Origin of the sequence: Nocardia paucivorans NBRC 100373, assembly GCF_000308675.1 — a bacterium.
GTDB lineage: Bacteria > Actinomycetota > Actinomycetes > Mycobacteriales > Mycobacteriaceae > Nocardia > Nocardia paucivorans.
Map to the genome: position 1 here is coordinate 63,285 of NZ_BAGE01000048.1, position 24,745 is coordinate 88,029.

The following is a 24,745-nucleotide window of genomic DNA, read 5'->3' on the forward strand; positions in this document are numbered from 1 at the left end:
GGACCTCCGACCACCGCGACAAACCGCTCCACCCCCGACAACACACCTCGGGAAACACCCCGACCACAACCCGTCCCGCCCACCACGGAGGTGCCCGTGGTGTCGCCCCTCGTTCCTCGGCAATCCTTCCCACCCATGTCGAAGCCCGTTGTCCCCGCCGAGATACCGGAATCCACCGCCCTCCGCTCGGACCACACCGCACCAGAACCGACGACACCCGAGGACCCGGGACCAACGATCCACCCCCGAGTCGAGCCATCGCCCGAGCCGCCGATCGCGTCACCGGCCGAACCACCGATCGAACTACCGGTCGAACCGCCGACCACCGCGACAAAGCCTCCCACCGCCGATGACACACCCCGGGAAACACCCCGATCACAACCTCTCGCTCCGGCCCTGGAGATACCACGTCCCCGTACCGATATCGGCGGATCCGAGCCGATCCGGTCAGCGACCGACCGGCATGAGGAGCCCACACCTCGACGGACCGAGGGCGCGCCTCACCCGATCGCCGCGGAGATGAGCACGCGGCACGGGGTGCAGATCGTCGGTTTCGAGGAGACCGGTATCGAGACGGATGTCGTACGAGAGATCGCCGCCGCCATCGACGACCTGCTCCCGAAGTATCCGATCGCGCTGTGCGGTATCGAGATCACCGCCGTGCCTGCACGCGGCGGGCGAGGAGCGCCCCCCGCGGCACCGCGAGTAGGAGTCGAGTCGATCTGGTTGGTCCTCGACAGAGCCTCATTCGCCCCACCGGAGCGCACGGATGATAGTGCGTTACCACGGAAATGGCTGCGCAGAAACCGCGGCACCGATCGAGTGGTGTACACGGCGGTTGTTCGGGAATACGGTCGCGCCCTCGAGATAGCGGGTAATTTCCGAGCACGCCAGGAGGCCCAGCGGCTGCTGATCGCCGAATCCCTGCATGCCGGTGGGGGGCTCACCTTCAGTCCGTTGGATCCGGTGGGGGCGCTGCTCGATGCCTTCGCCGAGGTCGAGCTGCGGGGAGACCGAGCCGGAAAACTGGCGAAGACCCTGCATGAGATCCTCGTGAAAATGTCCCGTCCCGAGTCCAGCGATGTTCCGGCCTGACAACGGACCCATCGATGCCGGGGCGAATCGCGGCCCGACCTTCTCGAGCGGACGCCGTCCGGTGGGGATACGTCCGGGCAACGGGCCATCCACCGCCGACCCGTGCGGTTCGACACCGTCGGGCCCGGTTTTACAGTGGATCGGTGATCAGGACCGCTGCCCTCGCCCATATCCGTGATCGCCGCCTGATCCAAACCCGCTCGGTCGGTAAATCGGTCTTCTACATGGCCGGCGGCAAGATCGATCCCGGTGAGACACCGGTGCAGGCACTGCACCGCGAGATACGGGAGGAACTCGGTGTCGGTGTCACCGCAATCGATGAACTCGGCGTCTTCCACGCCGAGGCCTACGGACATACGGCCGGAACCCGGCTGCATATGACCTGTTTCCTCGCCGATCTCACCGGCGAACCCCGGGCCACCGGCGAAATCGCCGAACTGCGCTATTTCACCGGCGGCGAATACGCGGCCATGCCCGAGGTCGCCCCCGGCTCACTGCTGGTGTTCCGGCGACTGCACGAGCTCGGCCTGATCGACTGGTGACGGTGGCGCGCCACTAACTCGAACCGCGTGACTCCTTCTCCGCGGCATCGTCCGACTTCGAGGTCTGCGCCTCCCGGCGGGTGATCCCGTGTTCGGTGCCCTCGTCGGCCTCCTGGTCCGGTTCCGGGTGTTCCGGCTCGAAGGTCTCCGGCAGATTCTTCAGATGCCGGTTCATCGAGCGGACCAGCAGGAAGGTGCCGGCCAGCAACAGCAATACGATGATCAGGCCCAGCGGGGAGGCCTTGCCGAATTCCGGGCCGGTGGGGGTTCCGGGTGTCTGGGCCAGCCAGAGCAGCCGAACGGATGACTCGTACATCAGCGGTGTTCGTCCTCGATACCGGCGAATAGATCCGATTCCGGAATGGCGGTGTGTACCCGGGTCCGGGCCAACTCGAACTCCTCGGTCGGCCACACCCGCTGCTGTATCTCCATCGGGATGGCGAAGAAGGCACCGTTCGGATCGATCTGGGTGGCGTGTGCTCGCAGCGCCTCGTCCCGCTGCGGGAAGTACTTGGCGCATTCGACCTGGGTGGTCACCCGCGCCATGATGTCGCCGCGCTCGATGGCGTATTTACGCGACCGGTCCAACCACTCCTGCAGGGGGAAGGGTTCGCCCAAGCGCTCGTACTCCTCGGCGAACACCTCCAGGCGACGCAGGATGAAGCCGTGGTCGTAGTACAGCTTGAGCGGCGTCCACGGCTCACCGGCGTCGGGGAAGCGCTCCGGGTCACCCGCGGCCTCGAACGCCGCCATCGACACCTCATGGCAGCGGATATGGTCGGGGTGCGGGTAGCCGCCGGTTTCGTCGTAGGTGGTTATGACGTGCGGTTTGAACTCGCGCACCACCCGGACCAGCGCCTCGGTGGCCTCCTCCAGCGGCACCAACGCGAAGCAGCCCTCCGGTAGCGGGGGCGGCGGGTCACCTTCCGGCAGCCCGGAGTCGACGAAGCCCAGCCAGGTATGGCGCACCCCCAGTACGGCGGCCGCGGCGGCCATCTCCTCGCGCCGGATCTCGTGGATTCGTTCGAGGACGCCGGGGGTGTCCATGGCCGGATTGAGGATGCTGCCGCGTTCGCCACCGGTCAGCGTGACGACCAGGACCTCATGCCCCTCATCGGCGTATCGAGCGGTGGTCGCGGCCCCTTTGCTGGATTCGTCATCGGGGTGGGCGTGCACCGCCATGAGGCGAAGGCCACTCACTTCTCGTTCACCATCGCTCTCCGTCGCGGGTGTCTGGACTTCGTTACCTATAGTTCCATCCGGATGGATCCTGTTCCGACCTACCCCCCGGGAGCAACCACTCATGACCGAGCCCACGCCGGAAACCGCTCGGGCGAATAGCGGCGATACCGCCCCCGAGTCGTCCGGACCAGCGGGCGGTTCCGACGCGCGGGCCCGGTATGCCGACCGGTACGGCACCGCCACGCGCGCACCGGGCTCCCGACGGCTGCTCGCGCTCTTGATGGGTGTCGTGGTGGTGGCGGCGGGTATCGGGGTCGCATATCTGGGCTGGACGAAGTTCGGGCCGGAGGAGATCGGCTCCGAGCAGCTCGGCTACACCGTGCTCGACGATTCGACCATTCGGGTCCGGATCAAGGTCACCCGCGCCGATCCGTCGAAGGCGGTGGTGTGTGTGCTGCGGGCGATGGATCAGGATGTCGCGGAAGTGGGACGGCGCGAGGTGTTGATCCAGCCGTCCGAACACGGCACGGTGGAGGTGACTTCCGTCATCAAAACCACCGCCCGGCCGTCCACAGGCACGATCTACACCTGCACCGATAAGGTGCCCGCGTACCTGCGTACCGAGTGAATCGACCCGCCACGCCGTGGTGAGCGGCCGAGAAAATATCTCCGACCTGCATCTTTGTGATTCATGTTAAAATGGCCTGACGCACGGTTCCGGGGCCCGGAGCCGTGTTTGCTGCATTGGCGGTCAGCGCGGTCGGGTGCGGGTCGGCGAGATGTCCCGGACCCAGACCTGTCGGGGGTCACAGAACTTCCCAGGATCGTTCTGACCGTCGGCTGATGCCTGTCCACCCCCTGTGGGGCATTGCCGCAGTAACCAGGGAATCCCGGCTCGCCGGGGACAACTACTAGGGAGTGATCGAGATGACTGAGACGCACGTGACCTGGCTGACCCCGGAGTCGCACGACAGGCTCAAGAGCGAACTCGACGCGCTCATCGCCAATCGTCCGGTCATCGCCGCCGAGATCAACGAACGCCGCGAAGAGGGCGACCTCAAGGAAAACGGCGGCTACCACGCGGCTCGGGAGGAGCAGGGCCAGCAGGAGGCCCGGATCCGCCAGCTGCAGGAGCTGTTGAACAACGCCAAGGTCGGCGAGCCACCCACTCAGTCGGGCGTCGCCCTGCCCGGCTCGGTGGTGAAGGTCTACTACGACGGTGACGAAACCGACACCGAGACCTTCCTCATCGCCACCCGCGAGGAGGGCCTCGGGAATTCCGACCTGGAGACCTACTCGCCCAACTCTCCACTCGGCGGCGCGCTCATCAACGCCAAGGTCGGTGAGACCCGGGAATACACCCTGCCCAATGGCAACACCATGAAGGTGACGTTGGTCAGTGCGGAGCCCTACCACAGCTGATACCCCTACCCCGGAACGCGGACGGCCGCATCCGATCGATCGGATGCGGCCGTCTTCCGTCATGCGTTTTCCTCCGGATACCTCAGCGCAGGGCCTGTTCGAGATCGGCGAGCAGATCGCCGATGTCCTCGATACCGACCGACAAGCGCACCAGATCGGCGGGCACCTCCAGATCGGAACCCGCGGTGGACGCGTGTGTCATGGCGGCCGGGTGTTCGATCAGCGATTCCACCCCACCCAATGATTCGGCGAGGGTGAACACCGTGGTGCGGGAGCACAGATCGCGGGCGGCGTCCGGGCCACCGGCCAGCCGCACCGAAATCATGCCGCCGAACCGGCGCATCTGCTTATCGGCGATGGCATGCCCCGGATGTTCGGGCAGACCCGGGTAGATCACCTGGGCGATCGCCGGCTGCCGGGACAGGAAGTCGGCCAGTGTCTCGGCATTGTCGCAGTGCCGGTCCATGCGCAGCCCCAGCGTCTTGGTGCCGCGCAGGGTGAGGAAGGCGTCGAACGGGCCGGGTACCGCACCGGCGCCGTTCTGCAGGAAGGCGAAGGCGCTGTCGAGTTCGGCGTCGTCGGTGACGAGCGCGCCGCCGATCACATCGGAATGACCGCCCAGGTATTTGGTGGTCGAATGCACCACCACATCGGCGCCGAGCAGCAGTGGCTGCTGCAGGTACGGGGTGGCGAAGGTGTTGTCGACGACCAGCTTGGCGCCCGAGGTATGCGCGATATCGGCCAACGCCGGGATATCACCGATGCTCAGTAGCGGGTTGGTGGGTGACTCGACCCAGATCAGCTTGGTGTTCGGTCGTATGGCGGCGCGCATGGCGTCGATGTCGTAGACCGGTGCGGGTGAATGCTCGATACCCCACTGGGTGAACACCTTGTCGATCAGCCGGAACGTGCCGCCATAGGCGTCGTTCGGGATGACGATGTGATCACCGGGCCGCAGCATGGCCCGCAGCGCGCAGTCGCTCGCCGCCATACCGGAGGCGAACGCACGAGCGTAACGACCGGATTCGAGGGCGGCGAGATTGGCCTCCAACGCCGTCCGCGTGGGGTTACCGGTTCGGCCGTATTCGTACCCCTCCCGCAAACCACCGACACCATCCTGGGCGAAGGTGGAGCTGGCATAGATGGGCACGTTCACCGCGCCGGTCCGGGGATCGGGATCATAGCCCGCATGCACGGCCCTGGTAGTGAATCCGAGCTCGCTCATGAGCTCAGCCTAATGGACGCGATGAACGGACCTCTCGCCGCCGGCCCACACCCGGCCGACGGCCGGTCGCAAACCGGTCGCAAACCGGTCATGAAGGCGCGAAAGGCGTGGCGCCGCACCACGGTTCGTCCCGGAATGTCTGCACTCGGCCGAACAACGGACGGAAAAGGACCGCTGCGGGCGGATCGTCGGGGCGCACCGTTCACCGCATGTGACGCGGATCGCCGTAGTGTCGGCCGTACTGGTTGCCGTAATCGCCGTACTGGGGGTATTCCCCGCCGCTCACCGTTGGCGGGTGGTACTCGCCGACGGTCCACGGTTCGCGGTGGTCACCCGGGACGGATGGGTCCCACCGGTCCGGCTCCCATTGCTCCCGATCCCATTGATCTCGGCTGTGCGCACCCGTTCGTTGCCGTTCCCCGCGCTCCTCGCGTCCCCGTCGGTACGCCTCGGCCTGCCCCCGCAGGGCGGGCAGCCGATCTTCGAAACCGTTGAGCCAGCCCTCCCAGCGCCGCTGCATGGGCTGCACCAAACCGCCCCCCACCCCCACGACGAGGATGCCGCCGATGGTGGCCAGGACCGAGATCAGCACCGGGGTGGTGACCGTGGTGGCGATACCGATCTGGTTCAGGGCGGCGATGATGCCGAGGGCCCAGACGAATACCGACGCAATCCGCCCGATGAACACGCCGTAATCCAGGCCGCCGAGCATATCGCCCACCACTTCCCCGACCGCGTGGGCGATCGCACCGGCGACCACGATGATCGCGATGGCGACCGCGGCCCTGGGTAGCCAGGCGACGACACCATCGATCAGGTTGGCGACCGGATTCGGTCCGAAGACACCGAAGGCCAGCTGTAGGGCGATCAGCGTAATCGCGTAGAACGTCAGTTTCGCCGGCAGGTCGGAGGCTTTGTAGCGGCTCTTGGTGAGTATCCGTTTCACCCCGCCACGATCGGCGAGGCGATCGAAACCTACCCGCGCCAATACCGTGCCGACAATCTTCGCGGCCATGCGGGCGACGAGCCAGCCGACCAGCAGGATGACCAGGAATCCGACGAGCTCGGGCACGAACGTCGCGACCGCGCTCCAGGCGTCGGAAAACCCTTGCCGGAAATCAATGGCCAAACTGGGTGTGTACACCGTTTCTGTAGCCCTTCCTTCGCTCCCCGACCGGCTGGCACATTTGCCACTGCCGCTTTCAGGGCCGTTATACACGGTCGGATCAGCCAAAATGGCGGATTGCGAAAGAATTGCCGATGACGGTTGCCGATCGGTCGCTTGATCTCCATCGAGATCCGAGGGGAAATCCGAGCGCCGATCGCAACCGCGCGAAACGGTGGGCCGCTGCTACCGGCGGGCGGCGCCGGTGCTGAGGAAGCCGAGCAGATCGTGCCGGGTGATCACACCCACCGGTTTACCGTCCTCGACCACCATCAACGCATCGGTCTCCGACAGCGCCTTGGTGGCCGCCGAGATGGGCTCGCCTGCGCCGATCAGAGGAAACGCCGGACTCATGTGATCGTTCACCGAGTCCGTCAACTGGGCCCGACCGGAGAACACGGCCGAGAGCAGATCCCGTTCGGAGACACTTCCGGCCACCTCACCGGCCATCACCGGTGGCTCGGCGCCCACCACCGGCATCTGCGAAACGCCGTACTCACGCAGAATCTCGATGGCATCCCGCAGGGTCTCCGACGGATGGGTGTGCACCAGGGCGGGCAGCTCTCCCGATTTACCGCGCAACACCTCACCGACCAACGGTTCGGAGGTCGAACCGTCGAGCCGGGTACGCAGGAAACCGTAGGAGCTCATCCACTGGTCGTTGAAGATCTTCGACAGATAGCCGCGACCGCCGTCCGGCAGCAGGACGACCACCACGGCGTCCGGATCGCGCTGGGCCACCTGCAGTGCCGCCACCACGGCCATACCGCACGAACCGCCGACCAGCAACCCCTCCTCGCGCGCCAGCCGGCGGGTCATATCGAAGGAGTCGGCGTCGGAGACGGCGATGATCTCGTCCGGTATGGAGGGGTCGTAGGCCGAAGGCCAGAAATCCTCACCCACGCCCTCGACCAGATAGGGCCGACCACTACCTCCGGAATATACCGACCCCTCCGGATCGGCACCGATGACCTGCACCTTCCCGCCGGATACCTCCTTGAGATATCGGCCCGCGCCGGTAATGGTGCCGCCGGTTCCGACCCCGGCGACGAAATGGGTGACCCTACCGTCGGTATCGCGCCAGATCTCCGGACCGGTGGTCTCGTAATGGCTGGCCGGACCCTGCGGATTGGAGTACTGGTCCGGCTTCCACGCCCCCTCGATCTCCTCGACCAACCGGTCGGAAACGCTGTAGTAGCTGTCCGGATGGTCCGGCGGCACCGCGGTCGGGCAGACCACCACCTCGGCCCCGTAGGCGCGCAGCACATTGCGCTTGTCCTCGCTGACCTTGTCGGGGCAGACGAAGACACAACGATAACCACGCCGTTGCGCGACCAATGCCAAGCCGACACCGGTATTACCCGAGGTGGGTTCGACAATGGTGCCGCCGGGCCGCAACTGTCCGGAGGCCTCGGCCGCATCGATCATCTTCACCGCAATACGGTCCTTGGAGCTACCGCCCGGGTTCAAATATTCGATCTTGGCGGCGACCAGTCCGGAACCGGCGGGGACCACCGAGTTCAATCGGACCAGGGGAGTATTGCCGATGAGGTCGACGACATGATCCGCGATGCGCATGCCTCCATCGTTGCAGAGACGTTGCCGGCGGGTGCGGTGTGGTCGCCCACATCGACCGTCCGCCGACCCGGGCGCCCCCCTGCGGCCACCACCGATCGGCCTTAGGATTGCGAAGCTATGAAATGGCCCACGCTCACTCGCGCCGCTGCGGTCCTGGCCGGCTCGGCGGTCGCGCTGATCGCCGGATCCGGTGCCCAGGCCCAGGCCGGAGCGACCACCACCGTCTCCTTCCCCGATGTTCCCACCATGGCCTACGGCGGGCTGTGCTGGACCAGCATCCGCACCTGGGCCGATACCAGTCCGGATTATCCGGGACGGGCGATTCTGAACGTCCGGGCGAACCCCCTCGGCGGTATCGGACCGGGCCGCCACCCGCTGGCGCCGCTGTGCGAGGTGCGCACCACCGTCGCTTGGCGCAATCTCGACACCGGGGCGACCGGGATCTATGAGAACACCGTGGTGACCGGCATCTACGGCAGTATTCAGTACTCGCTGTTCCAGGACACCGGTCCCGGACGGGTAGAGGTCACGGTCACCACCGATCACGCGAGCATTCCCGCCCACGGCACTTTTGTCGTCCCGGCCTGACGGCTGTCGACAGGCCGCACCCGCAACTGTTCCCCCGCGGCCGGACGCGACGTAGATTCGAGGGGATTCTACCCATGAGTAGTGCACGGGCCGGAGTTCTCGGCCCGGGCACACTCCTCGACAAAGGAGTCCTCATGCCTGAGGCCGTCATCGTCTCCTACGCTCGCTCCCCGATCGGTCGCGCCGGCAAGGGTTCTCTGGTGAGCATGCGGCCGGACGACCTCGCCGCGCAGATGGTGCGCGCCGCACTGGACAAGGTGCCCGCACTCGAGCCCAACCAGATCGACGACCTGATCCTCGGCTGCGGACAGCCCGCCGGCGAGGCCGGCTTCAACATGGCCAAGACCGTGGCCACCCAACTGGGCTACGACTATCTACCGGGCACCACCGTCAACCGCTACTGCGCCTCGTCGCTACAGACCACCCGAATGGCCTTCCACGCCATCAAGGCCGGAGAGGGCGACGTGTTCATCTCCGCGGGGGTGGAGACCGTCTCGCGCTTCCCCAAGGGCACCGCCGACGGCTGGCCCGATACCCACAACCCCATCTTCGCCGAGGCCGAAGAGCGCACCGCGACCGCGGCGCAGGGTGGTGTGGAGTGGCACGATCCGCGGGAGGACGGCAAGCTGCCCGATATCTACATCGCCATGGGACAGACCGCGGAGAATGTCGCGAGCTTCACCGGTATCTCCCGGGAGGAGCAGGACCACTGGGGAGTGCGCTCGCAGAACCGCGCCGAAGAAGCCATCAAGAACGGTTTCTTCGAACGGGAGATCACCCCGGTGACCCTGCCCGACGGCACCGTGGTCTCCACCGACGACGGGCCCCGACCGGGCACCACCTACGAGAAGGTGTCCCAGCTCAAGCCGGTGTTCCGCCCCGATGGCACAGTCACCGCCGGTAATGCCTGTCCGCTCAACGACGGCGCCGCGGCATTGGTGATCATGAGCGATGCCAAGGCCGCCGAGCTCGGCCTCACCCCGCTGGCGCGGATCGTGTCCACCGGGGTGTCGGGTCTGTCCCCGGAGATCATGGGTCTGGGGCCGATCGAGGCCGTTCGCAAGGCCCTGAAGCCGGCGAAGATGACCATCGATGACATCGATCTCTACGAGATCAACGAGGCGTTCGCGGTGCAGGTGCTCGGCTCGGCCCGGGAACTGGGCATGGACCTGGACAAGCTGAACGTCTCCGGTGGCGCCATCGCCCTGGGTCACCCGTTCGGTATGACGGGTGCGCGGATCAGCGCCACCCTCATCAACAACCTGCAGACCCACGACAAGCAGTTCGGTCTGGAAACCATGTGCGTCGGCGGCGGCCAGGGCATGGCCATGGTGCTCGAACGACTGAGCTGATCGCACGCGGAAATACCCGCAACACTCTGTCGAGACAGCGAAACGGCCCCCATCTCGAGGGATGGGGGCCGTTTCGCACGGTGGCCGGGAAAGTATCCGGAAACCGTCAGGGCTGCACTGCCGCGCCGCCGAAAAAAGCGGCGCGGGCACACGCGCTCACTCGCTCTGGAAGTAGCTCAGCAGACGCAGGATCTCGACATAGAGCCAGACCAGGGTGACGGTCAGACCGAGGGCCACACCCCAGGCGGCCTTCTCCGGCGCCTGGGCGCGGATCAGCTGGTCGGCGGCGTCGAAGTCGAGCAGGAAGCTGAACGCGGCCACCGCGATGACCACCAGGCTGAAGATGATCGCGATCGGACCACCGTCGCGCAGGCCGAAACCTCCGTCGGTGAACAGGCTCGCGATCAGATTACCGACGACGAGCACCAGAATGCCGATCATGGCGCCGACGATCATGCGCGTGAATCGGGGGGTGACCCGGATGGCGCCGGTCTTGTACACCACGAGCATGCCCGCGAACACCCCGAAGGTGCCGAGGACCGCCTGCCCGATCATGCCCGCGCCACCGACACCACCGAAGGTGACATTGGTGAACATGAGCGACAGCGCACCCACGAACGCACCCTCGGCCACCGCATAGGACAGCACCAGGGCCGGGTTGTCCATCTTGTTGCCGAAGGTGGCGACCAGGACCAGTACCAGACCGATCAGACCGCCGCCGATCACGAACAGCGGCGCCAGACCGGGGTTGGCACTGGCCAGCACGTAGGAGACGAGCGCCGAGAGAGCGAGAACACCGAGGGTGATACCGGTTTTGGTGACGATGTCATCGATGGTCAGCGACCGGATGGCCGGCACCTGCTGGTAGGGCTGCTGGTACTGCGGGTACTGCGAATGCTGATTGCCGTACTGGTACCCCATCTGGCCCGCTCCGGCCATGCCCGAACCGAAGTTGGCGTAGCCGCCTTCCTGTCTGGGGAGGTTTCTGAAAACCGGATTGCTCGTGGCGCGCAAAGCACTCATCTCCTTTGTTCAAGTCTGCACCGGATGCTACCCGCGATATCTCGGGGCAGGCCCGTCAGAAGGTCCGGTATGTCCGTTCAACGATCGGGTATCGCCAATCGGTTCCCGACCACTCTGACGAGCCGAAATCCGGTCACATCCACGCCAGGAAGCACATGAAAATCCGCATGGCAATCGTCACTGCCGCGCTGTCCACTGCCGCCCTCGCGATAACCTCCGGCACCGCGACGGCCGACCCGGTCGTCCCCGACACGATCTCCGGCACGACGGACGGCGTCGGCTACACCATCATCCGCACCGACGCGGACACCATCACCACCACGCTCGCCGGCGGGACATTCCGCCGCACGCCCGAGGGTATCGATGTCCTCACGGCCGACGGCCGGACGATCGCCCACCTCCCTCTCGTGATCGCCGTGGACGAGCGCCACGACGCCGAGATCACCCTCACAGTGGACGGCTCCACGCTCATCGCAGACGTGTCCGCGAAGGAGATCGGCACGTGGCGCATGACGTTCCCGTGGGAGCGCAGCATCGGTGCCGGCATCGGCATCGGTGGACTCACGGGCGCTCTGGTCGGTGGCTTCCTCGGCATGGTGATCGGGATCCTCACGGGCGGTCTGCTCATCCCCATGGACGCACAGCTGCACACGCGGCTTGCCATGGCGGGGGCCGACCGGCCGGATGCCGTGACCTTGGCCGATCGGGTGTGTGCGATCCTGCGCGACACCCCGACGCCGACGGGTAAGGCCGCTGCCCGCGCGTACCTCAGGGCTTCCGGGGTACAGGAAGGCTTCCAGGATGGATGGATACTCGGCACCGCGGTAGACGTGTACTGCCCGGAAATGATCGGTGCGCTCAGATGATCCCGCCGATCGACCCCATCACGACCACCGACCGCGAGGTCGCCATCATTCAGGTGGGTTTGGAGTACGCCGGCTGCGACTTCGACAATCTGCGACTTCGACAATTTGGCCGAGCAGGCGCGTACCGGTCAATGGACTTCCCTCCATGCCGAGCTGGTGTGGACGGCCATCGGTCAGTACTACCGACCCATGGAAGGATCGCCGGCGTGATCCCCTGATCCGAGGCAGGCAAGAGCTCGTAGAGGGCGCTCCGTATGGGGCGCCTTCTTCTTTTTATGCAAGCTTCTTTTTATGCAAGTCGACGTCCTCCCCGCACTGAAGGACGGGGAGGACGTCAAAGGAAGTATGATTTCGTGCCGGTGAGGAACAATCCGAACCGACTCGTGATGAAGGTGGCGACCGCGCGGGACGCGTTTGGCATCGCCGGCCGGTAATCGACCCGCAGAGCGGGCAGCCGCCCATAACCGCACGAGGACCCGCACGATGGCGGGGCCGAAGGCTGGTGGCAATCCTTGCGGATGTGCTGTCGATCAGCTCATCCGCGCGCCGACCCTTCCGGCCACACCACATCCACCGCGACCCCACGATCCCGCGCCAGCTCGACCACGCTGCCCGTGCCGCCGCGCCCCCCGTCCTTACCGTCCCACACCGCCACGAGTCGGTCCGCCGACCCCACCAGGGCCTCGTTCGCCGCCTCGTACGCTTCCTTCCCCGCATCGTCGAAATCCATCACCCGAACCTCGGCGGCGCGAGCAATCAGATCGTCGAACACCGGAGCGTGGTCCGGCTTCACCTTCGCCTCTCGATAGTTCCGAGACGGCAGCACCACCTCCAGCCGTCCCCCCACGGCCAGCACTGCCTGAGCGAACACCGAGTCCGCCCCTCGGGCGATACAACTGACACCAACAAGATCCGGGACCTCCGACAACAGGACCAGGATCTCGTCATACACCAGGGCCTTCGTCGCTTCGGTGATGTTCATGTGCCCGGTGACGGCGACCCGCATCCACTTCTCCCTATACGTTGACGAGCGGGCGCATCCTGTCTCGCAGCTCGGCCACCGCGGCGACGTTCTTCACCCGCTCTGTGCGTTTGTAGACCTTGACGGCCTTCACACGCACCCGATCGGACTGGGTGCGCTCGACCATCGTCAACGCATCATGTCCTACCCGGCATGCTTCCTCGACTCGGCCCTCGATCAAACGAGCCTCCACCAGACCGAGCCGGTCCAGGGCGGTGCTACGCAACCGGTCCGGCCGCCGCAACTCGATCGCCGCCTCGATATGCTCGGCCGCCTCCGACGCCAGCGCGGGCGTGCGCCGCGCCAACTCCAACAGCCGGCCACCGATCGTCCCCGCCAACTCCGCAGCATCGAAGTACTGCACCCAGAAAGGGTCATCCTCCGAACGGGACTCGGCGAACCGATCCTTGGCCTTATCGCACGCCCGCCGGAACGCAGATGGACGCCCCAACTGCCCGTACGCCCACGCCTCCCGCGTGTACAGCATCGCCTCCACCGTCGGCGTCATCCCACCAGCACCACGGTCCTGCGCTATCCGAATCAACTCCAACGCATCTCCAGCGCCGGCACCGCCTTCGAGGCTCAGCAGCTGCCGCGCCATCCCCGCCAGCGCGTTCGCGCAGAACGCCGGATCGTCGGCGTGGCCGGCCGCCCGCGCCGCCAGCGCATAGTACTGCTGCGCCGAAGCCTGCTGCCCGGAATCCCAGCTCATCATCGCCGCGGTCTCCGCCAACTGAGCCATCACCCCCCACAGCCGCTGCTCGACCTGCGCGGTCTGCCGCTCCCGGAGGAATTCGTTCACCTCCGCCAACTGCCCGACAACGGCCTTGCGGCGCAATCCTCCCCCGAACTGGTCGTCCCAGTCCCGGAATACTCGGGCGACATTCTCCAACTGCTCCACCTCGGCCAACCCCAAACCGGTGGGCTTGTCCGCCATAGACGGTCGATTGTCGAAGAATATCCAGCGCTCAATATTCTCCAGTAGTCCGGTCCCCACCGCGACACCCAATAGTGCCTGTGTGGCCTGACGGCGATCCAGCATCAGATCCTTCCGTGTCAATTCCGCGGTGGCGTCTACGCAGTCCACGGAATCGTCCGCGCACCAAACGGTCACCGTAGTGGAGGGGCCGGGGCCTGTTGCCGCCTCGAACCGCGCCCGCTGAGCGGGTGTAGCCCGAGCCAGCATTATGTCCATGATCTGAGCGGATTCCTCGGACAGCGTCAGCCATGAACCCCGCTGTGCCCACTTCTTGATCGTGGGTTCTTTGATGCCGGATATCTCGGCGAATTCCCTCTGAGAGATCCCCAGCGCCTTGCGGAGTTCCGTCGCCTCGGCTCCGGTCCACTTGATCTGCATACCCATTCGTGTCCTCTGATGGGAGATCCGATATCCGGACGGTATCCCACGGCATCCCCTGGGATACCGCTTTCGTCTTTCTGCGATCGATCTGTAACGCGATGGTTGACACACCACCCCGCGCCGGCTGCGCCCCCCGACTCTCCGGCGCGGGGGTGGTGCACCACCACACAACCACAACACACAACACACCGAGGTCTCCGATGACAGAGATCGGCATCGATCCCACCGCCGAGGCGCGGTCGGGCGTGTGGGCGCCGGGCTGGCCCCACGAAGCGCCAGAAGTCCCGTTCGACCGGTTCGAAGCCCACGCGGCCATGCAGGCCCACATCGACTGCGATGTCCTGTCGTGCGCCCGTAAGCGCGCCGCCTGGGCCACCCTCGTCGCTCTGGGCGCCATCGTCCCGGACGCCGGGAGATCGTCGTGACCCCCGTCGCCCCCGCCGATCAGATCAACCGGTGGCGCATGGAAAAGTGCGAGGATCGCATCCCGCCGTCCAGCATCGAGCACGCCCGGTTCGAGCTCACCTTCCACGCCGGGCACGGTTGCCAGCGGTTCCTGGACGGGCTCGCCTACTCCACGGCGGTGATGTGATGACACTCCCCCAGCGGCGCGGTCTGCCCGACCACGAGAAGGGGCGGATGTCGTTCCTGCACTACGTCCCCCACTCGGTCATCCTCCACCGGATCGTCGAACACCTGCGATCCCTGGAGAATGCGCCGGCTCCTGGACGGGAGACACGGTGAGCTACGACGACGACAAGTACCGCGGCGTGCTGATCGGCAACGACGGCAGCGTGAGTTTCCTCGGCGCCGACGGATTCCCGGTCGACCCCGCCGAGATCCTCGACGAGGAGGAGGAAGAGACCGAGTGAGAGAGTCTCTGCGGGCCAAGGCCGACCGTATCTCGGACGCACCCCGATACATCGGGCTGTCCGAGTTCGCGTCCATCACCGGCGCCGACGCCCGCTCCCTGTCACGGTGGCTGCACAACGGCTCCGTGTGGGTACCCCGCCCGGCCGTCGTCCTCGGCAAGCGCGACATATCGGGCTGGGAGCGGGAAGCCGCCGAGAAGTGGGAGCCGGGCCTGCCGGGAGTGGACCGGCCGGAGCCGGCCAAGTTCCTGAATGCGGCGCAGATGCAGGAGAAGTGGGGTGTCACCCGCGACCTGCTGTGGAAAGCGATCGTCGAGGACCACACGATCTCGATGCCCGCGATGTGGTTGGACGGCCGGCCCGGATGGCCCGCATGAGACTCCCGGCCACCAGGCCGGGTGAAAGAGGAAGGAAATCGATGACGGACACACTGCCAAAACCCGGCCCTGACGGGCCTGCCGCCGATACCAGCCTCCTGTGGAACGAGGATCCCCGGGAGGATCGCGGCGACCATTTCAGTCCGCACGGGAAGCGGCGGAATCCGCACGGCACCGTGCAGTAAAACCCGGAAAACGCCCCGCTGGTCCCAGGCTTCGGGACCAGCGGGGCGCTCTACCAGCGACACGAGGCTCGACACGCCGCAGCGTGTAATGGGCCCGATTCGAACTTCTATTGCAGATCAACGGTCCCGCCATCGGGGCGGGATCCATCATGAGGGGAATCTCTGCCATGTCCTACCCGCAGCCACCCAGACGTAAGCGCCGGATATGGCCCTGGGTCCTGATCGCGGTGGTAGTCCTGCTCTTCGGCGGGTGCTTCGCACTCGTCGGCACCGCGGCGAAGGAAGCGAGCGAGGCGATCGACTCCGCCGTCTCCTCCGCCAACCGGCCCCCGGAAGCCGCTGGTCGGCCTGCGGACAACGGCGCTCCCCCGCCGCTGGTACCCAAGCCCGAGACGGATGGCAAGGAAGTGGTGTACGAGATCATCTCCGACTCCGGGGAACTGCTGCATGTCACCTACTACGACGAGATGTCCGACCTGCAACAGGGATCCTCTGCGACCGCACCGTGGACGAAAACCGTGGTCAACACCAGCACCTACGCCATCATCGGACTGGGCGCGCAAACCACGGGCACCTCGGTCACCTGCCGGATCACCGTGGACGGCAAGGTGAAGGACGAGCAGACGGCCACCGGTAAGTACGCGGTGTATGTCGTCCCTCTGGCCACTAGTCGCATCACCGCCCCATCAGGGAACTGCGACGTCGACACGTAGTCAGCGGTGCCTATGGCCGGCCTGAAACCATCGGGGGCCGTCGGATCGATGTACAGAATCCCCATCAGGTTTGCGGTGGCCCAGAATTGGACACCGTCCCATCCCACAGCCGGGTTGGCTGAAGGGTTGGCCCGCACCACAACCGCGACTGCGGAATGTCCCGGTGTGCGCCCGTTCCATCGGACCATGGCCTCTACCATCTGGGTGTCGAAGTCGACCTCCTGGTGCCAGAACGCATAGGACATCGGCTCGCTCGGCATCCCGACACCGCACAGCTGGTTACTGGAAATGTAGAGGGTGCCTCCACCCTCGGTATTCCGATTCGACCCGAGCGAGGTCCGGTTGAAATCATCCTCGGCTACAAGCGTCGCTGTTTCCGTCGGGTTGATGACGATCGCAGCCACAATCTTTTGGAATACGCTGGCGCTCGGTGTCGCTGTATACGCGAGCGACCCGCCCGCGCTGTTGCGCTGCTCGTAGGCGATCGAGTGATTCCATGAGATCGACGCCGCCGACACATAGGTCCGGTTGTCGGTGAGCTCGGTTGCCGGCGAACTCCAGGTGGTGGTGAGCGCGGTGTTGCCGCTGATCGCCCACGCGGAGAACAGCAGTACCTCACTCTTGTCCGCGATGGGTGACACGGACGGGCTGGTGAGACCGCCTGTCGCGGCGCCGAGAGCGTATGTGTTACCTGCATCCCCCACCGGCAGCACCGGGTCGAAAGACCCAGACCGGTATGCCTGGATCGACACGACGATCGGGCGCAGAGACGAGGTCGACGTGGCGGTGACGGTGACGGACGTTTCCACGCCGCGGATGCAGTAGCCGTGGATGCAGTAGAAGAATCCGAAATGAACCCCGTTGCCGGCCGAGTCGTCACGGGCCATGATCCGAGTCCATGTTTCCACCACCTGTGGGGGTGGGGATCGAGTACGCTCCGGCCACTGTCCGGCTGATCTGCACCATCATCACCAGCAGGTCACCGGACGCCGAACCACTCGGATAGTTAAATGTCGCAGAGGTGGCGCCGTTGGTTCCCGCCGCGGCGGTGACGTTCCCATTTGCCGCCACCCGTTGCGGGAACGTGCGTACGGTGACGGTCGGGGTGAGCGCTGTGGCCGTGGCTGTGGCGGTCGGCAGGGTGATCACGGCCCCTGCAGTGATGGTGGGAGCCAGCGCTTCCGCGGTCGCGGTCGCAGTCGGGGCCGACACCTCCCCGGTCACGGTGATGGTCGGCGCCAATGCCTCCGTGACCGCTATAGCGACCGGTGGGGTGACGACCGCGACGACCGATACTGTCGGTACGAGCGCTTCCGCCACCGCCTCGGCACGCGGCAGCAGGGCTTCGCCTTCCGATGTCACCTGTATCTCCGGCGGTATCGCCTGCCCTAGCGCGAACGCATCAGACATGCGTCACCGCCGCCCCCGCAGCGATCTGCAGCAGTTCCGCAGCGGCGGTGGCGACAGCAGGCGCAGGCGCGCCACCGGCGCGGAAGGTCGGTACCACCGCCTCCGCCACCGCCGCCGCCATGGGGGACGTGAGGGTACCGCCGCCGCCGGCGACCGGAACGCGAGCGGTAGCGGTGGCGGTGGCGCGCGGCAGTTGGGTGATCGCCGGTGTCGTCCCGTCGTAGACGGGATCCTCGCCCAGATATAGGAACGGCACCGGCTCTTCCCCCAGTCGAAGGTATTTCGGTGCCGCGCGCTTGCCGAATATGGACACAGAGTCCCCTAGGAGATGGTGACTGTGCAGAGGCCGCCGGCATTCACCGTCACGCTGAAGGTCGACGAGGTGACCGGGATGTTGTCATTGAAGGTCACGTACATGATCAGCGGCCGGGTGGCGTCCGATCCGGGGGTGGCGTCGTAGATGACCAGGTGGCGGGCGGTGAATGATGCGCTTGGTCCCCATGAGAAGTCGTCGCAGTCCGGCTTCAGTGTGTTGGTGCCGCCGTCGTAGGTGATCGCGCAGCCGGTCAGTGTGACACCACCCGCGTTGTATCCGGTGCCGGTGACCTCGTTGGTGACATCGCTCTTGTACTGATGCGCGTCCTGGTCGGGGGTGTAGGACGAGGTGCACAGCATCGCCTTGCTTGTGGCGCGCACCGCAGGTCCCGTTCTTGGAGTTCGTGGCCCACGACGAACGTGGCCGTCGGTGTCGAACCGCCACTCGCCTCGCCGACCAGGGGCGAATACCGCCGCCGGTATGACGAGCCGCTGTTCGATATCCAACTGTTCTATCCAACGTATGTCACCCCGGGACAGTTCCCCGGCGTCGAGGGCAAACAGACAAAACGGACCTTACCCCCGGATGGAGTCATGTAGCCCACACACCGAACGGGTGACGGTGAACTTCCGATTACGTCCCATCACCTCGGTGCGCCCGACCATTCGCTCCACCACACCCCGATAGTTGAGATGGTTGTTGTAGACCGTCCACAGCTCACCACCCGGACGCAACACCCGCCCGGTCTCGGCGAACATCTTGATCGCCGAACCGGTGTGCACGGCCGCGCCCACATGGAACGGCGGATTGCACACCACCAGATCGGCACTGTTGTCCGCGGCGGTGGACATGGCGTCGTCCCGCACCACGGTCACCCGGTCGGTCACCCGATTGGCCGCGGCCGTCGCCGAGGCCGAGGCCACCGCCGCCGCGGACTGGTCGGTGCCGACCACCGCGATACCCGGGCGGGCCTTCGCCAACGCCACCGCCAGGATGCCCGTCCCACAACCGAGGTCGATGGCGTCGCGGGCATCGGGTTTCATCGCCCGCAGATACCGCAGCAGAAACCGGGTACCGATATCCAGGCGGGCCCCGGAGAACACAGCCCCGTGCGCGACGACATCGATACCGAACTCGCCGATCCGCTCCCGCACCGGAAACCGCACCGCACCCACCGGTTTCGGGCCACTGACCAGCAGGGCACGCGATTTCTGCCGGCCCCGGCTGGCCCGCACCTGCGAAAACGATTCGGCCAGCACATCGTTCATGGCCTTGGTCAGGTACTTGTCCCGGCCACCCGCGTACACCTGGACATCCGGCTCGGCGTAGCGGGCGATGGCATCGGCGATCTCGGCCAGACCGGTGAGCGCCCGCGGCAACCGAAGCAGCACCACCCGGGCCCCCGCGAGCAACTTCTCATCCAGTCCATGCGCGGTATACCGATCGGCCAACCCGTGGGTGCGGGCATTGCCCGCCAAGGCCAGTTCCCCGGTGAGCAGGTCCTGATGCACCCGAATGTCGTGCAGGTCGTGCGCAACGGCCGCGCCGAGGGTCAACGCGCCGTAGCCGTCACCGATCACGACGACCTCGCCGTCGCGCGCGGTCGCGAGCGATTCGGCCGCCACATCGAGGATCAGCCGGTCGGCGGCATCGGCGGCATACAGATTGGCCGCCTCCACATCCGGATACCGGCGCAACTGCCCCAGTAGCTCCTCCACATCTCGCACGTCTCAAGTGTGCTAGATCGTTGCCGCGCCGTGGTCATCGGGCCGGGTACGGTTCGTCGACGGAACCGCATGCCTCCCCGGCGGGAACCGCCACCACGAGTAACCTCTGTCACATGCGCATCAGAGGGGTAATGATCGCCGTGGCGGTCCTGGGGGCACTCACGGGCTGCGCGAGCAGCGAGTCGGCGCCGGGCCCATCCGAACCCATCGCCGTGCCCGCCTCCGACGCGGCGGCACCCACCGACGCGGGACCGAAACAGGCCGACGAATCCGCCGGTGCCGCGCTGACCGTCACCGATATCCGGATCGGTCGCCACAACGGGGTCGACCGGGTCGAGTACCTGTTGGGCGGGAGGGGCACACCGGGATGGGATGTGCGTTATATCGACCGGGCGGTTCAGGACGGTAGCGGCGCCGGCCTCGATATCGCCGGGCGCTCCATCCTCGAGGTGCGGATCACCGGATCGGCGTACCCGTTCGACAGCGGGGTCTCTCCCTATTCCGGTCCCGACCCGGCCACCGACCCCGCCACACCGGCCATCACCGGTGTCCACCGCACCACGGTGTACGAGGGTGTGACCCAATCGTTCATCGGCGTCGACGCCGATCGACCCGGTTTCTCGGTGACCACCGGCAGCGATCCCACTCGACTCGTCATCGATATCGCCACCCCGTAGCGGCCCGGTTCCCGGAGGGCGGATCGTTTCGATCGGTTATCTCTCCCGACGGAACCGCGCGAAAGCGGCTGCGACCCAGTACGGTTGTCAAGACCGACGACCTCGAATGCCCGGCACGTCGGAAGGGCGGGGCCGTCGGGTATCCGAGGGGAGGTCCCAACCGCCATGCGACGACTCGAACGCACGGGCCTGGCCGCTACCGTTGCCGCACTGGCGGTGGGTGGAGTGATCGCGGCATGTTCGAACACCGTGACCGGCACCGCGCAGGTGAACCAGGAAGAACTCGTCCTCTACACCTCCGAGGTTCGAGCTTCCTCGGCAGCGGCATCCTCTTCGCGCGCGGCGGTAATCGAACGGGCCGCCCGCAGCGCATGCCGCGCGTTCCGCGACACCAACAAGCGCTCGATCGATGCTTTCAATGCCTATATCGACGCCGGTAACTCCCGCGCCCCCGATATACCCGCCAAGGCGGCCGCGGCCACGACCGCCCTCCGCGCCGCATCGAGCAGGATCGGATCCGAGCTGACCGCTTCGGTGCCCAGCGCGGTGACGGTCGCACTGCGCGCCTATATCTCCGACAGCACCACCCTGGCGAATATGGTGGAGCGCAATGCACCCAGCGCGGAGATGAACACCCATATCGATAAATTCAACGCCACCAAGAACAGAGCGGTCCACGCATGTGACGATTACTGATATCGGTGTCGCCGTGCCGCGAATCGGGACGACTACCACGGAATTCGGATAGTCTCGCACCATGATTGATCGCCCTCGTCCCACCGTCGGCCCGGATTACCTGGTCGCCGGTAGATATCGTCTGCAGTCGAAAATCGGCGGCGGTGGTATGGGAGCGGTATGGCTCGCCCGCGATCGACTGCTCGACCGCGCCGTGGCCATCAAACAGGTGCTCTCCACCGCTGGGCTGGACCCCGCGGAAGCCGAACGCATCCGCAGCCAGATCGTGCACGAGGGACGGGTCGCGGCAAAGCTCTCCCACGAACATGCCATCGCCGTCTACGACGTCGTACTGGAGGCCGGCGAGCCGTGGCTGGTGATGGAGCATCTGCCGTCCCGCAGTGTGGCCAAGGCGCTCGGGCTGGTCGATGCCCTGCCGGTGATCGAGGTGGCCCAGATCGGCGCCCAAGTGGCCGACGCACTGGCCGCCGCGCACGCCGCGGGCATTCTGCACCGGGATATAAAACCGGGCAATATCCTCGTCGCCGATCGGGGAGACGCCATCGGTATGGCCAAGCTGAGCGATTTCGGTATTTCTCGCTCCATCGGCGATACCGGCGAAGAACCGGAGGGCGTGATCACCGGAACTCCCGCCTACCTCCCCCCGGAGGTGGCCCGCGGGGCGCGACCGACCGAGGCCAGTGACGTGTTCTCCCTTGGCGCCACCCTCTACACGGCGGTCGAGGGACAACCACCGTTCGGTTTCGACGACAACAGCGACGCCATCGTGACCCGCGCGGCCATGGCCCAGATCATTCCGCCCACCCGCAGCGGCGACCTCACCGCCGCACTACTGCACATGATGGAACCGGATCCGCGCCGCCGACCGACCATGGCCGAGGCCCGCGACGAAATCCTCGCCGCCGTATTCGGTCCCGGCACCGCCCCACAGATCATCGGCGCCCCGGTGCGCACCATGGACGGCACCATCCCGGCCTGGGCCGCCCGCAATTCGGCGCCCGGCCTGCGCAGCCCGTATTCGGTGCCGTTGCCACGCCGCGCCGTCTCGGCCCGCCCCGGTTCCACCGGTGGCTCATCGGCTCACCGTGGCGCGGGCATCCGTCCGGGCAACAGCACGACCGCGGCCGTCACCATCGGCCTGCTGATCGGCCTCGCGATCATCATCGTGATCCTGATAGCGGTGATGTAGCTCGGCCGGTCAATCGATCCGACGCCGATGCGCCCATCGGGTCAGGGCATTGCGGTTGGACTGCTGGGTTTTGCGCAGCACATTGGAGGCGTGCGTCTCCACGGTTTTCACCGAGATGAACAGGGTCTCGGCGATTTCCCGATAGGTGTAGCCGCGGGCGAGTAGACGCAATACCTCCAATTCGCGTGGGGTCAGCGAATCCAGTTCCGGATCCAAGGGAGGCTCCGGCACCGGGGATTTCCCGGTGAACGAGTCCAGAACGAAACCGGCCAGCCGCGGACTGAATACCGCGTCACCGCTTGCGACCCGCCGGATGCCGTCGGCCAGTTCCGCTCCGGAGATGGTCTTGGTGACATAACCGCGGGCACCGGCCCGGATCACCGCAATCACGTCCTCGGCGGCGTCGGAGACGCTCAGCGCCAAACAGACGGGCCCCTCCTCGATGCCATTGAGCACGGCGACTCCGCCACCGTCGGGCATATGCACATCGAGCAGAACGACATCCGGTCGGGTGGAATCGATACCGGCCACCGCCTCGGCCACCCCACCGGCCTCCCCCACCACCTCCATATCGGGTTCCCGACTCAGCTCCGCCCGCACCCCGGAACGGAACACCGCGTGGTCGTCGACGAGAAAAACCCGCACACTCACCTACTTCTCCTCACCGGACGATTCCGGACCGCGGACTCGCCGGACCCGGGCGCTTCCAACTCTGCCACCGTCACTCGCCCGCCGGCGGTTCGGGACCGGTCGCGGCGGAGCCGGCATCCGCGAGAACATCGGAGTCCCCGGTCCCTGATCCGCCTCCCTCCGAATCGTTGCGCGGCATGAGAATCCGCACCTCGGTCCCGCGTCCGGGAGTGGACCGGATCTCCACCTCACCACCGCGACGTTCCACCCGGGCGCGAATGGATTTCGCCAATCCCTGCCGATCCGGCGGCACCGCGGTTGGATCGAAACCGATACCACGGTCGCGGACGAAAACACTCACCTGGTGCGGTTCCACTTCGGCGAACAGGTCGATCTCCGTGACACCCGCGTGTTTGGCGGAATTGACCAGCGCCTCCCGCGTGGCGCCCAGAACGGCCGTGAAATGTTCCCGCGGCAACCCGGAACCGCTGTCGGTGCCGTCCATCGACACATCGCCGACGGTCACCGGAGTCACTTTCACCCCATGGTGATCCTCCACCTCGCCTGCGATGGTGCGCAGCGCCGCGGCCAGACTGGATTGGGCGGGGCCGGTGTCCTCGAACAACCATCGCCGCAGTTCCCGCTCCTGACTACGGGCCAGCCGCACCACTTCCTGTGGATCATCGGCCTGCCGCTGGATCAGGGCCAGTGTCTGCAGAACCGAATCGTGCAGATGCGAGGCGATTTCCTCCCGCTCCTCATTGCGGATACGGGCCGTGCGCTCCTCGTTGAGCGCGCGCATCATGCGCAGCCCCAACGGAACCGTCAACAGACCCGCGCCGATCAGGGTGACCACCATGGCCAGCAGCACCGATCCCAGCGCGCTCCAGTCGACCCGGGCCAGCACCACCACCACGAGACCGGCGACGACCAGCATGACACCGGCGATGATTCGCGACCAGGTCACCACGGAGGGCCGGGCGGGCGACCCCACCAGCGATCGGGGGCCATCGGTGTCGTATTCCCGCCATACCAACGCGGCGCCGACCGCCACCACGACGATCGGCGCGACCACCCGCGCCACGGTACCGCTGAGGGCCCACGACACCCCCACCGACAGGCCCACACCCAAAAGCGCCAGGCCGATCGCCTGTCGCTGTTCCTGCCCCGACGGACGTTCGTCGTCGGCACCGCCCGGCACGAAGATCCACAGCAGCCCGTAGGCGACGATGCCGGCCCCGGTCAACGCGGCCAACAGCACGAAGGCGATACGTACCTTGATGACGTCGACCCCGAGATGGTCGGCGATACCACCGGCCACCCCGCCGACGATCCGGCCCCCCGACCGTCGTACCAACCGACCGGGACCATCCACCGCCGGTTCCGTCCGGCTCCCCGAACCACCGCCACGCGAATCGAACCCACGCGAATCGAATGCCGGTACAAACGGGTACATACCCCGATCCTGACACGGGTTCCCATCCCACAGCCATGGGGAAACACCCTGAGATGCGCTCCGGAACCCACCCCATCA

General features: G+C 66.2%; 30 protein-coding genes. 16 read left to right on the forward strand and 14 right to left on the reverse strand.

From position 1 onward, the window contains the following. Positions 1–519 precede the first annotated feature (519 nt). Positions 520–1,095, forward strand: coding sequence for a hypothetical protein (locus ON32_RS28915; protein WP_040792035.1), 576 nt, complete (start codon positions 520–522; stop codon positions 1,093–1,095). 143 nt (positions 1,096–1,238) lie between these two features. After that, positions 1,239–1,637 carry an NUDIX hydrolase gene (locus ON32_RS17495; protein ID WP_040792036.1) on the forward strand — a complete coding sequence of 133 codons (399 nt, stop codon included), beginning with the start codon at positions 1,239–1,241 and terminating at the stop codon, positions 1,635–1,637. Between the two features lie 13 nt (positions 1,638–1,650). On the opposite strand, the gene ON32_RS17500 is transcribed toward ON32_RS17495, so the two are convergent. After that, positions 1,651–1,953, reverse strand: coding sequence for a hypothetical protein (locus tag ON32_RS17500; RefSeq protein ID WP_051133373.1), 303 nt, complete (start codon positions 1,951–1,953; stop codon positions 1,651–1,653). Beyond that, a complete protein-coding gene (gene mca, locus ON32_RS17505; protein WP_174361643.1) occupies positions 1,953–2,837 on the reverse strand; it encodes a mycothiol conjugate amidase Mca in 885 nt (294 codons plus the stop codon). Before mca ends, ON32_RS17500 begins: the two co-directional genes overlap by 1 nt. 103 nt (positions 2,838–2,940) lie before the next feature. On the opposite strand from mca, the gene ON32_RS17510 reads away from it, so the two are divergent. Next, complete coding sequence (locus ON32_RS17510; protein WP_051133374.1) at positions 2,941–3,447, forward strand: DUF4307 domain-containing protein; 507 nt, start codon at positions 2,941–2,943, stop codon at positions 3,445–3,447. 299 nt (positions 3,448–3,746) lie between these two features. Then, positions 3,747–4,241 carry a transcription elongation factor GreA gene (greA, locus tag ON32_RS17515; protein WP_040792038.1) on the forward strand — a complete coding sequence of 165 codons (495 nt, stop codon included), beginning with the start codon at positions 3,747–3,749 and terminating at the stop codon, positions 4,239–4,241. Positions 4,242–4,323: 82 nt separating this feature from the next. On the opposite strand, the gene ON32_RS17520 is transcribed toward greA, so the two are convergent. The 3 genes from ON32_RS17520 to ON32_RS17530 form a co-directional block, all read right to left on the reverse strand. Further along, the gene (locus ON32_RS17520) at positions 4,324–5,466 is read right to left on the reverse strand and encodes a cystathionine gamma-synthase (protein ID WP_040792039.1); all 1,143 of its coding nucleotides are present in this window, start codon (positions 5,464–5,466) and stop codon (positions 4,324–4,326) included. A 202-nt stretch (positions 5,467–5,668) separates the two neighbouring features. Then, positions 5,669–6,610 (reverse strand): mechanosensitive ion channel family protein, encoded by a 942-nt coding sequence (locus ON32_RS17525; protein WP_040792040.1) that lies wholly within the window; start codon positions 6,608–6,610, stop codon positions 5,669–5,671. Positions 6,611–6,817: 207 nt separating this feature from the next. Further along, positions 6,818–8,209: a cystathionine beta-synthase gene (locus tag ON32_RS17530; protein ID WP_040792041.1), complete on the reverse strand. Its 1,392-nt coding sequence runs from the start codon at positions 8,207–8,209 to the stop codon at positions 6,818–6,820. A 117-nt stretch (positions 8,210–8,326) separates the two neighbouring features. Between ON32_RS17530 and ON32_RS17535 the strand changes: the two genes are divergently transcribed. Next, on the forward strand, positions 8,327–8,797 hold the full coding sequence (locus ON32_RS17535; RefSeq protein WP_040792042.1) for a hypothetical protein: 471 nt from the start codon (positions 8,327–8,329) through the stop codon (positions 8,795–8,797). Positions 8,798–8,931: 134 nt separating this feature from the next. Then, positions 8,932–10,149 carry an acetyl-CoA C-acetyltransferase gene (locus tag ON32_RS17540; protein ID WP_040792043.1) on the forward strand — a complete coding sequence of 406 codons (1,218 nt, stop codon included), beginning with the start codon at positions 8,932–8,934 and terminating at the stop codon, positions 10,147–10,149. 156 nt (positions 10,150–10,305) lie between these two features. Here ON32_RS17540 and ON32_RS17545 read toward each other — a convergent pair whose 3' ends face one another. After that, positions 10,306–11,163: a Bax inhibitor-1/YccA family protein gene (locus ON32_RS17545; protein ID WP_174361650.1), complete on the reverse strand. Its 858-nt coding sequence runs from the start codon at positions 11,161–11,163 to the stop codon at positions 10,306–10,308. Between the two features lie 176 nt (positions 11,164–11,339). Between ON32_RS17545 and ON32_RS17550 the strand changes: the two genes are divergently transcribed. Next, positions 11,340–12,038 carry a DUF732 domain-containing protein gene (locus ON32_RS17550; protein WP_157224224.1) on the forward strand — a complete coding sequence of 233 codons (699 nt, stop codon included), beginning with the start codon at positions 11,340–11,342 and terminating at the stop codon, positions 12,036–12,038. A 535-nt stretch (positions 12,039–12,573) separates the two neighbouring features. Here ON32_RS17550 and ON32_RS17555 read toward each other — a convergent pair. Next, the gene (locus ON32_RS17555) at positions 12,574–13,044 is read right to left on the reverse strand and encodes a hypothetical protein (protein WP_174361644.1); all 471 of its coding nucleotides are present in this window, start codon (positions 13,042–13,044) and stop codon (positions 12,574–12,576) included. A gap of 10 nt (positions 13,045–13,054) precedes the next feature. After that, on the reverse strand, positions 13,055–14,422 hold the full coding sequence (locus tag ON32_RS17560) for a helix-turn-helix domain-containing protein (RefSeq protein ID WP_217998074.1): 1,368 nt from the start codon (positions 14,420–14,422) through the stop codon (positions 13,055–13,057). A gap of 197 nt (positions 14,423–14,619) precedes the next feature. Between ON32_RS17560 and ON32_RS17565 the strand changes: the two genes are divergently transcribed. The 6 genes from ON32_RS17565 (at position 14,620) to ON32_RS27170 (ending at position 16,566) form a co-directional block, all read left to right on the forward strand. Further along, positions 14,620–14,844, forward strand: coding sequence for a hypothetical protein (locus ON32_RS17565; RefSeq protein WP_040792046.1), 225 nt, complete (start codon positions 14,620–14,622; stop codon positions 14,842–14,844). After that, positions 14,841–15,011: a hypothetical protein gene (locus ON32_RS28920; protein ID WP_157224225.1), complete on the forward strand. Its 171-nt coding sequence runs from the start codon at positions 14,841–14,843 to the stop codon at positions 15,009–15,011. Before ON32_RS17565 ends, ON32_RS28920 begins: the two co-directional genes overlap by 4 nt. Further along, positions 15,011–15,163: a hypothetical protein gene (locus ON32_RS28925; protein ID WP_157224226.1), complete on the forward strand. Its 153-nt coding sequence runs from the start codon at positions 15,011–15,013 to the stop codon at positions 15,161–15,163. Before ON32_RS28920 ends, ON32_RS28925 begins: the two co-directional genes overlap by 1 nt. Continuing rightward, positions 15,160–15,291 (forward strand): hypothetical protein, encoded by a 132-nt coding sequence (locus tag ON32_RS30560; RefSeq protein ID WP_281032238.1) that lies wholly within the window; start codon positions 15,160–15,162, stop codon positions 15,289–15,291. Before ON32_RS28925 ends, ON32_RS30560 begins: the two co-directional genes overlap by 4 nt. Further along, the gene (locus tag ON32_RS17570; RefSeq protein ID WP_040792047.1) at positions 15,288–15,668 is read left to right on the forward strand and encodes a hypothetical protein; all 381 of its coding nucleotides are present in this window, start codon (positions 15,288–15,290) and stop codon (positions 15,666–15,668) included. The genes ON32_RS30560 and ON32_RS17570 overlap by 4 nt, the downstream gene beginning before the upstream one ends. A gap of 334 nt (positions 15,669–16,002) precedes the next feature. After that, positions 16,003–16,566, forward strand: a complete 564-nt coding sequence (locus tag ON32_RS27170; protein ID WP_157224227.1) for an MmpS family transport accessory protein — start codon at positions 16,003–16,005, stop codon at positions 16,564–16,566. An 876-nt stretch (positions 16,567–17,442) separates the two neighbouring features. Here ON32_RS27170 and ON32_RS17585 read toward each other — a convergent pair. The 4 genes from ON32_RS17585 to ON32_RS17605 form a co-directional block, all read right to left on the reverse strand. Then, positions 17,443–17,976: a hypothetical protein gene (locus ON32_RS17585; RefSeq protein ID WP_040792049.1), complete on the reverse strand. Its 534-nt coding sequence runs from the start codon at positions 17,974–17,976 to the stop codon at positions 17,443–17,445. Next, a complete protein-coding gene (locus ON32_RS17590; protein WP_040792050.1) occupies positions 17,969–18,232 on the reverse strand; it encodes a hypothetical protein in 264 nt (87 codons plus the stop codon). The genes ON32_RS17585 and ON32_RS17590 overlap by 8 nt, the downstream gene beginning before the upstream one ends. Before the next feature lie 65 nt (positions 18,233–18,297). Further along, complete coding sequence (locus tag ON32_RS17595; protein WP_051133376.1) at positions 18,298–18,672, reverse strand: hypothetical protein; 375 nt, start codon at positions 18,670–18,672, stop codon at positions 18,298–18,300. A gap of 195 nt (positions 18,673–18,867) precedes the next feature. After that, entirely contained in the window at positions 18,868–20,019 is a 1,152-nt protein-coding gene (locus ON32_RS17605) for a class I SAM-dependent methyltransferase (protein WP_040792052.1), read from the reverse strand. 113 nt (positions 20,020–20,132) lie between these two features. Here ON32_RS17605 and ON32_RS17610 point away from each other — a divergent pair, with 113 nt between their 5' ends. The 3 genes from ON32_RS17610 (at position 20,133) to ON32_RS17620 (ending at position 22,581) form a co-directional block, all read left to right on the forward strand. Further along, complete coding sequence (locus tag ON32_RS17610) at positions 20,133–20,696, forward strand: AMIN-like domain-containing (lipo)protein (protein ID WP_040792053.1); 564 nt, start codon at positions 20,133–20,135, stop codon at positions 20,694–20,696. Between the two features lie 165 nt (positions 20,697–20,861). Continuing rightward, positions 20,862–21,392 carry an Rv2240c family protein gene (locus ON32_RS17615; protein WP_040792054.1) on the forward strand — a complete coding sequence of 177 codons (531 nt, stop codon included), beginning with the start codon at positions 20,862–20,864 and terminating at the stop codon, positions 21,390–21,392. Positions 21,393–21,453: 61 nt separating this feature from the next. Further along, a complete protein-coding gene (locus ON32_RS17620; protein ID WP_040792055.1) occupies positions 21,454–22,581 on the forward strand; it encodes a serine/threonine-protein kinase in 1,128 nt (375 codons plus the stop codon). A 9-nt stretch (positions 22,582–22,590) separates the two neighbouring features. Here the strand turns inward: ON32_RS17620 and ON32_RS17625 are convergent, their stop codons facing one another. Together ON32_RS17625 and ON32_RS17630 are read right to left on the reverse strand one after the other, a co-directional pair. Then, the gene (locus ON32_RS17625) at positions 22,591–23,226 is read right to left on the reverse strand and encodes a response regulator (RefSeq protein WP_040792168.1); all 636 of its coding nucleotides are present in this window, start codon (positions 23,224–23,226) and stop codon (positions 22,591–22,593) included. 76 nt (positions 23,227–23,302) lie between these two features. Continuing rightward, the gene (locus ON32_RS17630; RefSeq protein WP_083874600.1) at positions 23,303–24,667 is read right to left on the reverse strand and encodes an ATP-binding protein; all 1,365 of its coding nucleotides are present in this window, start codon (positions 24,665–24,667) and stop codon (positions 23,303–23,305) included. Positions 24,668–24,745: the final 78 nt, after the last annotated feature.

Coding starts and splice junctions, on each gene's coding strand:
- ON32_RS17560 (WP_217998074.1), bottom strand. CDS start 14,422: ATGGGTATGCAGATCAAGTGGACCGGAGCCGAGGCGACGGAACTCCGC.
- ON32_RS17520 (WP_040792039.1), bottom strand. CDS start 5,466: ATGAGCGAGCTCGGATTCACTACCAGGGCCGTGCATGCGGGCTATGAT.
- ON32_RS17610 (WP_040792053.1), top strand. CDS start 20,133: ATGCGCATCAGAGGGGTAATGATCGCCGTGGCGGTCCTGGGGGCACTC.
- ON32_RS28925 (WP_157224226.1), top strand. CDS start 15,011: ATGACACTCCCCCAGCGGCGCGGTCTGCCCGACCACGAGAAGGGGCGG.
- ON32_RS17620 (WP_040792055.1), top strand. CDS start 21,454: ATGATTGATCGCCCTCGTCCCACCGTCGGCCCGGATTACCTGGTCGCC.
- ON32_RS17530 (WP_040792041.1), bottom strand. CDS start 8,209: ATGCGCATCGCGGATCATGTCGTCGACCTCATCGGCAATACTCCCCTG.
- ON32_RS17615 (WP_040792054.1), top strand. CDS start 20,862: ATGCGACGACTCGAACGCACGGGCCTGGCCGCTACCGTTGCCGCACTG.
- ON32_RS27170 (WP_157224227.1), top strand. CDS start 16,003: ATGAGGGGAATCTCTGCCATGTCCTACCCGCAGCCACCCAGACGTAAG.
- ON32_RS17510 (WP_051133374.1), top strand. CDS start 2,941: ATGACCGAGCCCACGCCGGAAACCGCTCGGGCGAATAGCGGCGATACC.
- ON32_RS17565 (WP_040792046.1), top strand. CDS start 14,620: ATGACAGAGATCGGCATCGATCCCACCGCCGAGGCGCGGTCGGGCGTG.
- ON32_RS17555 (WP_174361644.1), bottom strand. CDS start 13,044: ATGCGGGTCGCCGTCACCGGGCACATGAACATCACCGAAGCGACGAAG.
- ON32_RS28915 (WP_040792035.1), top strand. CDS start 520: ATGAGCACGCGGCACGGGGTGCAGATCGTCGGTTTCGAGGAGACCGGT.
- ON32_RS17540 (WP_040792043.1), top strand. CDS start 8,932: ATGCCTGAGGCCGTCATCGTCTCCTACGCTCGCTCCCCGATCGGTCGC.
- ON32_RS17585 (WP_040792049.1), bottom strand. CDS start 17,976: ATGTCTGATGCGTTCGCGCTAGGGCAGGCGATACCGCCGGAGATACAG.
- ON32_RS17500 (WP_051133373.1), bottom strand. CDS start 1,953: ATGTACGAGTCATCCGTTCGGCTGCTCTGGCTGGCCCAGACACCCGGA.
- ON32_RS17630 (WP_083874600.1), bottom strand. CDS start 24,667: ATGTACCCGTTTGTACCGGCATTCGATTCGCGTGGGTTCGATTCGCGT.
- ON32_RS17535 (WP_040792042.1), top strand. CDS start 8,327: ATGAAATGGCCCACGCTCACTCGCGCCGCTGCGGTCCTGGCCGGCTCG.
- greA (WP_040792038.1), top strand. CDS start 3,747: ATGACTGAGACGCACGTGACCTGGCTGACCCCGGAGTCGCACGACAGG.
- ON32_RS17550 (WP_157224224.1), top strand. CDS start 11,340: ATGGCAATCGTCACTGCCGCGCTGTCCACTGCCGCCCTCGCGATAACC.